Origin of the sequence: Scleromatobacter humisilvae (genome assembly GCF_023231945.1) — a bacterium.
GTDB classification, from domain to species: domain Bacteria; phylum Pseudomonadota; class Gammaproteobacteria; order Burkholderiales; family Burkholderiaceae_C; genus Scleromatobacter; species Scleromatobacter humisilvae.
The window spans coordinates 992,731-1,005,399 of sequence record NZ_JAJLJH010000001.1 but is presented as its reverse complement, the minus strand read 5'-3'; the positions used below and the strand labels follow the sequence as shown (position 1 = coordinate 1,005,399).

Sequence of the window (12,669 nt, the reverse complement as noted above, 5' to 3'; positions counted from 1 at the left end):
GCACGGAGCTTGCATGACAGGAGGTACGCGGTGCAACGAAGCACCGCCCTGGTGAATGGATCCCGGCCCCCGCCGGCGAGCCGCCTGCGACTCCGCAGGCGCTGGCCATCCACCGGTCCTCAGGCCTCGCCGCCCGGATTCCTCCGTGCGTGGCGCGCCACACCGCTTCCCCTTCCGTCCATCGTCCACGCCCGCGTCCATCGCGCTGGTGCGGCCGTTGCTTTGCTCAACCCACCTGGATCAACGCCATGACCCACTTCAGGAACTTCCTCCGCACCGGCCACGCGCCGACGCTGTTCGCCGCCTTCCTGTACTTCGCGTTCTCGTGCTGCACGTGGGTGCTGAACGGGGCGATGGCGCCGTTCATCAGCGACGCCTTCCACCTGAGCCCGGCGCAGAAGGGATTGATGCTGTCGGTGCCCATCATCGCGGGGGCGCTGTTCCGCTTTCCGCTGGGCGTGCTGTCGCAATACATCGGCCGCAAGCGCGCGACGCTGGTCGAGATGACGCTGATCTCGGTGGCGATGCTGCTGGGCTTCTTCTTCGTCGACAGCTTCGGCGCGCTGCTCGCGATGGGCGTGCTGCTGGGCGTGGCGGGCGCGAGCTTCGGCGTCGCGATGTCGCTCGGCTCGGGCTCGTTCCCGGCGCGCCACAAGGGGCTCGCGATGGGGATCGTCGGCGCCGGCAACGTCGGCACCGCGGTGGCCGTGCTGCTTGCGCCGCCGCTCGCGCAGTGGCTGGGCTGGCAGACGGTCTACGCCGTCGCGGCGGTCGCGATGGCGATCCCGATGGCCGCGGTGATCTTCCTCGCGAAGGAGCCCGCGGACATCGACCCCCACGCCGGCCTGCGCGCGCAGCTCGCCTGCCTGGTGCAGCGCGACGGCTGGGCGTTCAGCGTGATCTACGCGGTGACCTTCGGCGGCTTCATCGGCTTCACGAGCTTCCTGCCGTCGTACTACCACGACCAGTTCAACGTCTCGAAGGTGCAGGCAGGCCAGCTGACCATGCTCGCGGCGTTCACCGGCGCGGCGATGCGCATCGTCGGCGGGTGGCTGTCGGACCGCTTCGGCGGCATCAACACGTTGACCGCGGTGCTGCTCGCGGTGACCGTCGGCCTCGGCTGCTGCGGCCTCGCGACGGGCTCGGTCGGCCTGACCACCGCGCTGCTGATCGGCTGCTTCGCGGCGCTGGGCGCGGGCAACGGCGCGGTCTACCAGCTGGTGCCGCTGCGCTGGCCGCTGACCACCGCCGTCGCCGGCTCGATGATCGGCGAGCTCGGGGCGCTGGGCGGAGGCCTCGTGCCCAGCACGATGGGCCTGGCGCGCCAATACCTGGGCGCCTATGCCTGGGGCTTCGCGTTCTTCGCGGCGTGCGCGCTCGTCACGCTGGGGCTGCTTCGTGCGCTGCAGGCCGGCTGGACGAGCAGCTGGGTCGGGGCCGGCGGCCGCGCGCGCGGCGTCGTCGCGCCGCCGCCGCGCGAGGCGATGCCCGTCGCCTCGAACGTGTTCGCCGACGCGGCCTGATCGCGCAGAAAGGCTCACGCCATGAAGAAGATGAAGCTCGTGATGATCGGCAACGGCATGGCCGGCGTGCGCACGCTCGAGGAGCTGCTGAAGATCGCGCCCGACCTGTACGACATCACCGTGTTCGGCGCCGAGCCGCATCCGAACTACAACCGCATCCTGCTGTCGCCGGTGCTCGCGGGCGAGCAGACGATTGCCGAGATCGTGCTCAACCCGCTGGCCTGGTACTCGGAGCACGGCATCACGCTGCACCTGGGCAAGGCGGTGGCGCGCATCGACCGCGTCAGGCGCGTCGTGCATGCAGCCGACGGCACGCAGGCGCCGTACGACCGCCTGTTGATCGCCACCGGCTCGACGCCCTTCATGCTGCCGGTGCCGGGCAAGGAGCTGCCCGGCGTCATCGGCTATCGCGACATCGCCGACACCGAGGCCATGATCGACGCCGCGACGAAGTACAAGCACGCGGTCGTCATCGGCGGCGGCCTGCTGGGCCTCGAGGCGGCCAACGGGTTGATGCTGCGCGGCATGAAGGTCACCGTGGTGCACATCGCGCCATGGCTGATGGAGCGCCAGCTCGACGACGTCGCCGGCAGCCTGCTGCGCGAGTCGCTGGTCGCGCGCGGGCTCGATTTCCTGATCGGCGCGCAGACCGAGGCGCTGCTGGCGGACGAGGCCACGGACCGCGTGCGTGCCGTGCGTTTCAAGGACGGCACCGAAGTCCTCGCCGACCTGGTCGTGATGGCCGCGGGCATCCGCCCCAACACGGCGCTCGCCGAGATGGCGGGTGTGCATTGCCAGCGCGGCATCGCCGTCACCGACACGCTGCAGACCGTCACCGACGCGCGCATCTACGCGGTGGGCGAATGCGCCGCGCACCGCGGCGTCGCCTACGGCCTGGTCGCGCCGCTGTTCGAGCAGGCCAAGGTCTGCGCGACGCATCTCGCGGAGTTCGGCATCGGGCGCTATCTCGGCAGCCAGGTGTCGACCAAGCTCAAGGTCACCGGCATCGACCTGTTCTCCGCCGGCGACTTCATGGGCGGCGAGGGCTGCGACGCCATCGTGCTGTCCGACCCGCAGGGCGGCGTCTACAAGAAGCTCGTGATCAAGGACGACAAGCTCGTGGGCGCCTGCCTGTACGGCGACACCGTCGACGGCAGCTGGTACTTCAAGCTGCTGCGCGAGGGCCGCAGCGTCAGCGACATCCGCGACCGCCTGATGTGGGGCGAGTCCAGCCTTGGCGACGCCGGCCACCAGGGACAGAACAAGGCCGCGGCGATGGCCGATGCCGACGAGGTCTGCGGCTGCAACGGCGTCAGCAAGGGCGCGATCTGCAAGGCGATCAAGGAGAAGGGCCTGTTCACGCTCGACGACGTGCGCAAGCACACCAAGGCGAGCGCGTCGTGCGGCTCGTGCACGGGGCTGGTCGAGCAGATCATCATGGCGACGGCCGGCGGCGACTACTCCGCCACGCCGAAGAAGAAGGCCATGTGCGGCTGCACCGACCACTCGCACGGCGACGTGCGCGAGGCGATCCGCAAGCTGCGCCTGCTGACCATCGCCGACACGCAGCGCGCGCTGTCGTGGCGCACGCCGGACGGCTGCGCGTCGTGCCGGCCGGCGCTGAACTACTACCTGATCAGCACCTGGCCGAAGGAGGCGAGGGACGATCCGCAGAGCCGCACCATCAACGAACGCTCGCACGCCAACATCCAGAAGGACGGCACCTACTCGGTCATCCCGCGCATGTGGGGCGGCGAGACGACGGCCTCCGAGCTGCGACGCATCGCCGATGTCGTCGACAAGTACAGGATCCCCACGGTCAAGGTCACCGGCGGCCAGCGCATCGACCTGCTGGGCGTGAAGAAGGAGGATCTGCAGAACGTCTGGAAGGACATCGGCATGCCCTCGGGCCACGCGTACGCGAAGGCGCTGCGCACCGTCAAGACCTGCGTCGGCAGCGAGTGGTGCCGTTTCGGCACGCAGGATTCGACGCAGATGGGCAAGGATCTCGAGCGCGCGCTGTGGCGCATGTACGCGCCGCACAAGGTCAAGCTGGCGGTCTCGGGCTGCCCGCGCAACTGCGCCGAGTCGGGCATCAAGGACGTGGGCATCATCGGCGTCGACTCGGGCTGGGAGCTCTACGTCGGCGGCAACGGCGGCATCAAGACCGAGGCTGGCCAGTTCTTCTGCAAGGTGCGCACGGCCGATGAGGTGATGGAGATGAGCGGCGCGTTCCTGCAGCTCTATCGCGAGGAAGGCTGGTACCTCGAACGCACGGTGCACTGGATCGCGCGCGTCGGCCTCGACAGCATCAAGCAGCGCGTGCTCGACGACGCGGCCCATCGCAAGGCGCTGTGGGAACGGCTGCAGTTCGCGCTCGACGGCGAGCCCGATCCGTGGTTCGAGTTCGACAAGGCGGCGGTCGACCGCCGCCAGTTCATCCCGCTCATTCCGGCCTGAAGGGAGTCATTCGCATGAACGACTGGAAGACCATCTGCCGGATCGACGACATCCCGGTGCTCGGCGCGCGTCGCGTTCGCCGTGCGGCCGGCGCGGACGTCGCCGTGTTCCGCACCGCCGACGACCGCGTGTTCGCGCTGCTCGATCGCTGCCCGCACAAGGGCGGTCCGCTGAGTCAGGGCATCGTGTTCGGCGATCACGTCGCGTGTCCGTTGCACAACTGGGCGATCTCGCTGGTGGACGGCGAGGCGCGGGCGCCGGACATCGGCTGCGCGACACGCTTCGCGGTGCGCGTGGAGGGCGGCGTCGTGAGCCTGTCGGCGCGCGAACTCGACTCGCTGGCCACGGACGAAGCGGACGCCGCGGCGCTCGCGCGCCGCGTGATCGCCATCGCGAGCGCCTGAGGCGTCGCCTTGGCCCGCGTCATCCCCATCGCCTCGCAGGACGCGCGCGAGACGCGTTCGACGTGCCCGTATTGCGGCGTCGGCTGCGGCGTGATCATCCGCACCGAAGGTTCGACCATCGTCGACGTGCGCGGCGACCCCGAGCATCCGGCCAACTTCGGCCGCCTGTGCACCAAGGGAAGCACGCTGCACCTGACGGCGGCGCCTCACGTCGCGGCGCAGTCGCGCCTGCTGCACCCGATGCGGCGAGCGCGGCGCGGCGCGGCGGCCGCGGCGATCGGATGGGACGAGGCGCTGGCCACGCTGTCGGATCGCCTCGTCGACACGGTGCGCGCGCACGGCCCCGACGCGGTCGGCCTGTACATCTCGGGCCAGCTCCTGACCGAGGACTACTACGTCTTCAACAAGCTCGCCAAGGGCCTGCTGGGCACCAACAACGTCGACACCAACTCGCGGCTGTGCATGTCGAGCGCCGTGTCCGGCTACAAGGCCACGCTCGGCGCGGACGCCCCACCCACGTGCTACGACGACTTCGCCGACGCCGACCTCGTCTTCATCACCGGCAGCAACCTCGCATGGGCGCATCCGATCCTGTGCCGCCGCCTGGAGGATGCGAAGGCGGCGCGGCCGTCGCAGAAGTGGATCGTCGTCGATCCGCGCAAGACCGAGACGGCGGCGATGGCCGACCTGCACCTGCAGATCCTGCCGGGATCGGACATCGCGCTGTATCACGGCCTGCTGCACCTGATGTTGTGGGACGGGCTGACGGACGCCGCGTTCGTCCGCGCGCACACGTCCGGCTTCGAGGCGTTGCGCGACCGCGTGCGCGAATGCACGCCGCGCGAGACTGCGCGCGCCACCGGGCTGCGCGAGGAGGACATCGTCACCGCCGCGCGCTGGTGGGGCGGGTCGGCCGCGGTGCTGTCGCTGTACTGCATGGGCCTGAACCAGAGCGCGCAGGGGACGGCCAACAACGGCTCGCTGATCAACCTGCATCTGGCCACCGGCCAGATCGGGCGGCCAGGCGCGGGACCGTTCTCGCTCACCGGCCAGCCCAACGCAATGGGCGGGCGCGAGGTTGGCGGGCTCGCCAACCTGCTGTCGGCGCATCGCGACCTGGGCGATCCGGCGCATCGCGCGGAGGTCGCGGCGCTGTGGGGTGTCGACGACGTGCCCGCCACGCCGGGCAAGACGGCCATCGAGATGTTCGAGGCCGCGGCCGACGGCGAGATCCGGCTGCTGTGGATCGCGTGCACGAATCCGGCGCAGTCGATGCCCGACCAGGCGACCGTGCGCCGCGCGCTCGAGCGCGCCGAGTTCGTCGTGCTGCAGGAGGCCTTTGCGACCACCGCGACCGCACCGTTCGCCGACCTGCTGCTGCCCGCGTCGACCTGGGGCGAGAAGAGCGGCAGCGTCACCAACAGCGAGCGCCGCATCAGCCGCGTGCGCCCGGCGGTGCGCGCGGCGGGCGAGGCGCGCGACGACTGGCGCATCGTCGTCGACGTGGCGCGCCGCATCGAGCGGCAGTTGCGCCCGGGCCGGGTGTCGCTGTTTCCTTACGACGACGCGGAATCGGTCTGGAACGAACATCGTGCGACCACGCGTGGCCGCGACCTCGACATCACCGGCCTGAGCTACGCGCTGCTCGAACGCGACGGCCCGCAGCAGTGGCCCTTTCCCGCCGGTGCGACGCGCGGCCTGGCCCGGCTCTACGCCGATGGCCGTTTCCCCACGCCAGACGGCCGCGCGCGCTTCTTCGACATCGCCGCCAGGCCGCCCGCCGAACCGCGCGACGCGCGCTTTCCGTTCTCGCTGACGACGGGCCGCCTGCGCGACCAGTGGCACGGCATGAGCCGGACGGGCACGCTCGGCCGGCTCTACGGCGACGTCCACGGGCCGGCCATCGATCTCTGCGCGCAGGACATGGCGCGGCTCAATCTGGCCGAGGGCGAGCTCGTGCGCGTCACGTCGCGCCGCGGCGAGCTGGTGCTGCCCGCACGCCGCGGCGACGCCCAGGCCTCGGCCCAGGCGTTCATCGCGATGCACTGGGGCGAGGAGTCGCTGACTGGGCGCGGCGACGGTGTCGCCCCGTTCGCCGGCATCAACGCGTTGACGACGCCCGCGTCCTGCCCGCAGGCCAGGCAGCCCGAACTCAAGCACTGCGCCGTGCGCATCGCGCGCGCCGGGCTGCCCTGGCGCCTGCGCGCGATGGCCTGGCTGCCGCAGGACGAGGCGCTGACGCGGCGCGAGCGCATCCGGCCGCTGCTCGCGCAGTTCGGCTATGCAAGCTGCCTGCCGTTCGGACGCGAGCCGGACGAGCGCGGCTGGGTCGGACTCCGGCTCGACGCCGCCGCGAGCGAGGTGCCGACCGCGGACGTGCTCGATGCGCTGCGGGCGGCGCTGGCGCTTCGGGCCGAGACCGTGCTCGACTACCGCGATCCGCGCAGCGGCCTGCAACGCGCGTTGCGCGTGCGGCGCGATGCCGCGGGCCAGGAGCGCCTGGCGGCTTTCTGGGTCAGCGGGGCGGACGGCGGCGACCCGGCGCTCGCGGCGTGGTGGCGCGACACGCTGCAAGGCGGCGAGCCGCTCGCGATGCCGGCACGCCGGATGCTCGCGCCGGGCGCGCGCGAGGGCGTGGCGCCTGGCCCGGCGGCGCCGGCCAGTCCGCAGCTGTGCACCTGCTTCGACGTCAGCGTGGCGACCGCGACAGCCGCCCTTGAAGCCGCGGATGGCGGTTCGTCGCAGCGGCTCGCGCAGGCCCAGGCCCGGCTGCATTTCGGCACCAACTGCGGCTCCTGCCTGCCGCGCCTGCGCCGCCTTGCGCAGGCGGCGGCGGAGCGTACGCTGGCGTAATCGACCTGGAGACAACCCCATGCGACTCGACACCATGAAGCCTGTCCTTCACCCTGTTCACCTGGTCGGCGCCGGCCCTGGCGATCCCGAGCTGCTGACGCTCAAGGCAGTCCGGGTCCTGCGCGCCGCGACGGTCATCCTGGTCGATGACCTCGTCGGCCGGCAAGTGCTCGGATCGGTGCTCGAAGGCGCCGAGCCCGCGCCGCGCGTGATCCACGTCGGCAAGCGCGGCGGCTGTGCATCGACGCCGCAGGACTTCATCGAGAAGCTCATGGTGCGCGAGGCGCTGGCCGGGGAGAAGGTCGTCCGGCTCAAGGGCGGCGATCCGCTGATCTTCGGCCGCGCCGGCGAGGAGATCGCGGCGCTTCGCGCGGCCGGCCTGGAAGTCGAGATCGTCAACGGCATCACCGCGGGCCTGGGCGCGGCCGCCTCGCTGGGCGTGGGCTGGACGGATCGACGCATGGAGTCGCAGGCGACGTTGCTGCTCACCGGGCACGCGCGACCGGGCTCGGCGGGCCCGGACTGGCGCGGGATCGCGGCGCTCGCGGCGACCGGCGTGACGCTGGTGATCTACATGGGCGTCTCGCGCCTGGAGCAGATCGCGGCGCAGCTGCTGGCGGCGCTGCCCGCCGACCTGCCCGCGGCCGTCGTCGAACGCGCCAGCACGCGCGACGAGCGGCGGCTGGTGACGACGCTCGGCGGCCTCGTCGACGCGGTGGCGGCGCACGGCCTGGGCAGTCCGGCCGTCCTGATCATCGGGCGCGTCCTGCGCGATGCGCGCGTCGACGCGTTCGGGTCCGTCGAACGGGTCGGCACCTGACGACGCAGCCTGATGCGCTGAACGGGCGGGCTCCCGGCATGCCGGTGAACCCGACTGTCGCCAACGCCAGGAACCTGCCACAGTACGTGCAGGCACTCGCCGCGTGTGCTGGACCTGGCCGCGGCGCGACGAGCCGCAGCACGTCTCTCGTTGGAGGTCGCCATGGCAGCGTCGCTCGATCACCGGATCACGGACCGCAACAAGGTCGTCACGGCCGAGCAGGCCGTGCGCCTGATCCGCGATGGCGACACCGTCGCCACCAGCGGCTTCGTCGGCATCGGCTTCGCCGAGGAGATCGCGATTGCGGTCGAGAAGCGGTTCAAGTCCGGCGACGGGCCCCGCGAGCTGACGCTGGTCTATCCCGCAGGGCAGGGCGACGGCGCCGGCAAGGGGCTCAACCATCTCGCGCACGAAGGGCTGGTGCGGCGCGTGATCGGCGGCCACTGGGGCCTCGTGCCCGGCCTCGGCCGTCTCGCGCTCGACAACCGGATCGAGGCCTACAACCTGCCGCAGGGCGTGATCAGCTGCCTGTTTCGCGACATCGCCGCGCGGCGTCCCGGCCACCTGAGCCGCATCGGCCTCGGCACCTTCGTCGACCCGCGCCACGGCGGCGGACGCATGAACGAGCGCACGACCGAGGCGCTGGTCGAGTCCATGACGGTGGGCGGCGAGGAGTTCCTGTTCTACAAGGCCTTCCCGGTCGACGTGGCCATCATCCGTGCGACGACCGCCGACCTGGAAGGCAACCTGACGATGGAACGCGAGGCGTTGACGCTGGAGGCGCTGTCGATGGCGACGGCCGCCCACAACAGCGGCGGCATCGTGATCGCGCAGGTCGAGCGCCTGGCCGAGCGCGGCGCGCTCAAGCCGCGCGACGTCAAGGTGCCGGGCCTGCTGGTCGACTGCGTGGTGGTGGCCGAGCCCGACCACCACTGGCAGACCTTCGGCACCCGCTACAACGCCGGCTTCAGCGGCGAGATGCGCGTGCCCGCCGGCGCCAACGCGCCGCTGCCGCTCGACGAGCGCAAGATCATCGCGCGCCGCGCGGCGCTGGAGCTGCGGGCCAACAGCGTCGTCAACCTCGGCATCGGCATGCCCGAGGGCATCGCCAGCGTCGCCAATGAGGAGCGCATCGTCGACCTGCTGACGCTGACGACCGAGCCCGGCGTCATCGGCGGCATCCCCGCGGCCGGCCTCGACTTTGGCGCCGCGATCAACACGCAGGCCGTGATCGACCAACCCTACCAGTTCGACTTCTACGACGGCGGCGGCCTCGACATCGCGTTCCTCGGCCTGGCGCAGGCCGACCGCGAAGGCAACCTCAACGTGAGCCGCTTCGGGCCGCGCTTCGCCGGCGCAGGTGGCTTCATCAACATCAGCCAGAGCGCGAAGAAGGTGGTGTTCGTCGGCACCTTCACGGCGAGCGGACTGGAGGTGGCGATCGCCGACGGCAGGCTGCGCATCGCCAAAGAAGGCCGGACGCGCAAGTTCGTCGAGCAGGTCGAGCACCGCACCTACAGCGGCGCCGTGGCGGTCCGGCGTCGCCAGCCGGCGCTCTACATCACCGAGCGCTGCGTGATGGAACTGCGCGCGGTCGACGGCCTGCCGCAGCTCGAGCTCATCGAGATCGCGCCGGGCATCGACGTCGAGCGCGACATCCTCGCGCAGATGGCCTTCCGGCCGCTCATCTCCAGCAGCCTGCGCGAGATGCCGACGCACCTGTTCAACGAAGAACCGATCGGGCTGCGGGCCGACATGCTGTGCCTGCCGCTGGACCAGCGCTTCACGTTCGATGCCGACCGCCAGCACTTCTTCGCGAACTTCGAGGGCTTCACGGTGCGCAGCGTCGCGGACATCGAGGCCATCCGCGCCGAGCTCGAGCGGCGCCTCGCGCCGCTCGGCCGCAAGGTGCCGGCCATCGTGAACTACGACAACTTCACCGTCGCGCCGGACCTGCTGGACGCCTACGTCGACATGGTGCGCGACGTGGCCGGCGCGCGCTACAGCAACGTCACGCGCTACACGACCAGCGCCTTCGTGCACGCGAGGCTGGGCGCGGCGCTCAAGGATCGAGGACACGTGCCGCACATCTTCGACTCGGCCTCGGAGGCGGAGCGCAGGCTGGCGGAACTCCGCCAGATCGATCGGCCGCAGGTGAACTAAAGTCCGTCGTCGAGCCCGCGCGTCGCGGGCGTCCTCAGCGCCTGCCATGCCCGACCTGACCGACCTGCAACGACTGCTTCGCGTGACGCCCGGCATGTTCGTGCTGCTGCGGCCGGACGCGAGCTTCACCATCCTCGGTGCCAGCGAGGACTACCTGCGGAACTCGCATTCGGACGAGTCCATCCTGGGCCGGCCGCTGTTCGATGTCTTCCCGGACAACCCGTCGACCGATCCCGTCGGCAGCCGGACGCTGCGCGCCTCGCTCGAACGCGTGATCGCGACCGGCGAGCCGGACCGCATGCCCGTGGTGCGCTACGACGTCCGCCAGCCGGCCTCGAAAGGGGGCGCGTTCGAGGAGCGCTACTGGTCGCCGCTGAACGTCCCCGTGCTCGCCGACGACGGCAGCGTCGAGGTGATCGTGCATCGGGTCGAGGAGGCGACGGTGACGTCCAACCGCAGCGCCGTCGAGATCCTGGAGAGCATCACCGAGGGCTTCTTCACGCTGGATCGCCGCTGGTGCTTCGGCTACGTGAATGCGGAAGCGCATCGCATCCTCGGCGTCGAGCAGGGCTCGCTCGCCGGGCGGGTGCTCTGGGAGGTCTATCCCGGTCTCGAAGGCACGCCGTTCTGGGACAACTACCACCGGACGATGGACACGCGCATCAAGACGTCGTTCACGGCCTACTACGCCAACCAGGCCCGTTGGTACGAGGTGACCGTCTTTCCGGCGCACGAGGGCGTCTCCGTCTATTTCCGCAACGTGAGCGATCGCAAGGCGCAGGAGATCCAGCGCGAGGCGCTGTCGGATCTTTCGCAGCGGCTGGGCAATGCGTCCGACGCCACCGAGGCGGGCTATCGGGGCGCCGAGGTTCTCGGAACGGTGCTCGACGCCAGCCGGGTCGGCTACGGGACGGTCGACCACGACAGCGGCAATCTCTTCGTGGATCGCGACTGGATCCGGGCGGACGTGCAATCGCTGGCCGGCGTGACGCCGCTGCTCGCCTACGGCACGTTCATCGACAGCCTGCGCCGGGGCGAGTTCATCGCCATCCCCGACGTCCGCCTCGATCCGCGCACCGCCGCGGCCGCCGGCGCGCTCGAGGCCAGGCATGCGCGATCGTTCGTCAACGTCCCGGTGCTGGAGCAGGGACGCCTGGTGGCGGTGCTGTTCGTCAACGACGACAAGGTGCGCGACTGGACGGCCGACGAGCTGCGCTTCATCCAGGAGGCGGCCGCGCGAACCCGGAGCGCCGTGGAGCGATCCAGCTCGGAGGCGGTGCTGCGCGCCAGCGAGGAGCGCTATCGGCGCCTAAGCGAGGAGTTGTCGGACGCCGGCAGGATGAAGGACGAGTTCCTCGCGACGCTGGCGCACGAGCTGCGCAATCCGCTGGCGCCCATCCGCAACGCGCTGAGGATCCAGAGCCTCGCGGGCAACGACGCCGCGATGATCGCCCGGACCCGCGAGCTGATGGAGCGCCAGGTCGTCCAGATGGTGCGGCTGATCGACGACCTGCTGGACGTGTCGCGCCTCAGCCGCGGGCTGATCGATCTCAAGATGGAACGCCTGTCGCTGGCCTCGGCCGTCGGGCTGGCCGCGGAGGCGAGCCGGCCGGCCATCGAGGCGGCGTCGCACGAGCTGGCGCTCAATCTTCCCGGCGAGGACCTGGTGGTGTCGGCGGATCCGGTGCGCATCGTCCAGGTCATCACGAACCTCCTGAACAACGCGGCGAAGTTCACGCCGGCGCGCGGAAGGCTCAGCGTGTCGCTCGAGCGCGGCGGGGACTTCGCGCTGATCCGCGTCCGCGACAACGGCATCGGCCTGCGGGCCGACAAGCTGGAGCACGTCTTCAACATGTTCGAGCAGGTCGACCGCTCCTACGCGCAGGTCACCGGCGGGCTCGGGATCGGGCTGACCCTGGTGAAGCGGCTGGTGGAGGCCCAGGGCGGCAAGGTGCACGCGGAGAGCGCGGGCCTGGGCATGGGCAGCGAATTCATCGTCTGCCTGCCGCTTGCGCCGGCGCACGAAGACGCCAGCGCACGCAAGCCGGGCGACGAGCGGATCGGCAAGACGACGGATCCCCGCCGCATCCTGATCGCCGACGACAACGAGGACGCCGCCACGAGCCTGGCCCTGTTCCTCGAGATGGCCGGCCACGAGACCCGGGTGGCCAGCGACGGGGCGCAGGCCATCGCGATTGCGCAGACGTTCATGCCGCATGTCGCGGTGCTGGACATCGCCATGCCCATCCTCGATGGACTGGACGCGGCCCGGGCGCTACGGGCGGCGCCTGGCGGACAGGAGTTGCTGGTGCTCGCATTGAGCGGGTTCGGCCACGAGGCCGACAAGCGCCGGTCGGTGGAGGCCGGCTTCGACGAGCACCTGGTCAAGCCCGTGGACCTCGGCGCGCTGGAGAAGATCGTCGGCGCCAAGTCCCGGCCGAAGTAG

General features: G+C 70.9%; 7 protein-coding genes. All 7 read left to right on the top strand.

Annotated elements, in window-relative coordinates; all coding sequences use genetic code 11:
- Positions 1 to 248: 248 nt before the first annotated feature.
- Entirely contained in the window at positions 249 to 1,523 is a 1,275-nt protein-coding gene (locus LPC04_RS04750) for an MFS transporter (protein ID WP_275681034.1), read from the top strand.
- A 21-nt stretch (positions 1,524 to 1,544) separates the two neighbouring features.
- Complete coding sequence (gene nirB / locus LPC04_RS04745) at positions 1,545 to 3,983, top strand: nitrite reductase large subunit NirB (RefSeq protein WP_275681033.1); 2,439 nt, start codon at positions 1,545 to 1,547, stop codon at positions 3,981 to 3,983.
- A 14-nt stretch (positions 3,984 to 3,997) separates the two neighbouring features.
- Positions 3,998 to 4,387, top strand: a complete 390-nt coding sequence (gene nirD, locus LPC04_RS04740; protein ID WP_275681032.1) for a nitrite reductase small subunit NirD — start codon at positions 3,998 to 4,000, stop codon at positions 4,385 to 4,387.
- Between the two features lie 9 nt (positions 4,388 to 4,396).
- Entirely contained in the window at positions 4,397 to 7,240 is a 2,844-nt protein-coding gene (locus LPC04_RS04735) for a nitrate reductase (protein ID WP_275681031.1), read from the top strand.
- 19 nt (positions 7,241 to 7,259) lie between these two features.
- Positions 7,260 to 8,060 (top strand): uroporphyrinogen-III C-methyltransferase, encoded by an 801-nt coding sequence (cobA, locus tag LPC04_RS04730; protein WP_275681030.1) that lies wholly within the window; start codon positions 7,260 to 7,262, stop codon positions 8,058 to 8,060.
- 162 nt (positions 8,061 to 8,222) lie between these two features.
- On the top strand, positions 8,223 to 10,223 hold the full coding sequence (locus LPC04_RS04725) for an acyl CoA:acetate/3-ketoacid CoA transferase (RefSeq protein ID WP_275681029.1): 2,001 nt from the start codon (positions 8,223 to 8,225) through the stop codon (positions 10,221 to 10,223).
- A gap of 46 nt (positions 10,224 to 10,269) precedes the next feature.
- Entirely contained in the window at positions 10,270 to 12,669 is a 2,400-nt protein-coding gene (locus LPC04_RS04720) for a hybrid sensor histidine kinase/response regulator (protein WP_275681028.1), read from the top strand.

What these genes read in the sequence shown, in the direction of transcription:
- LPC04_RS04750 (WP_275681034.1), top strand. Translation starts at nt 249, where the DNA reads ATGACCCACTTCAGGAACTTCCTCCGCACCGGCCACGCGCCGACGCTG.
- nirB (WP_275681033.1), top strand. Translation starts at nt 1,545, where the DNA reads ATGAAGAAGATGAAGCTCGTGATGATCGGCAACGGCATGGCCGGCGTG.
- nirD (WP_275681032.1), top strand. Translation starts at nt 3,998, where the DNA reads ATGAACGACTGGAAGACCATCTGCCGGATCGACGACATCCCGGTGCTC.
- cobA (WP_275681030.1), top strand. Translation starts at nt 7,260, where the DNA reads ATGCGACTCGACACCATGAAGCCTGTCCTTCACCCTGTTCACCTGGTC.
- LPC04_RS04725 (WP_275681029.1), top strand. Translation starts at nt 8,223, where the DNA reads ATGGCAGCGTCGCTCGATCACCGGATCACGGACCGCAACAAGGTCGTC.
- LPC04_RS04720 (WP_275681028.1), top strand. Translation starts at nt 10,270, where the DNA reads ATGCCCGACCTGACCGACCTGCAACGACTGCTTCGCGTGACGCCCGGC.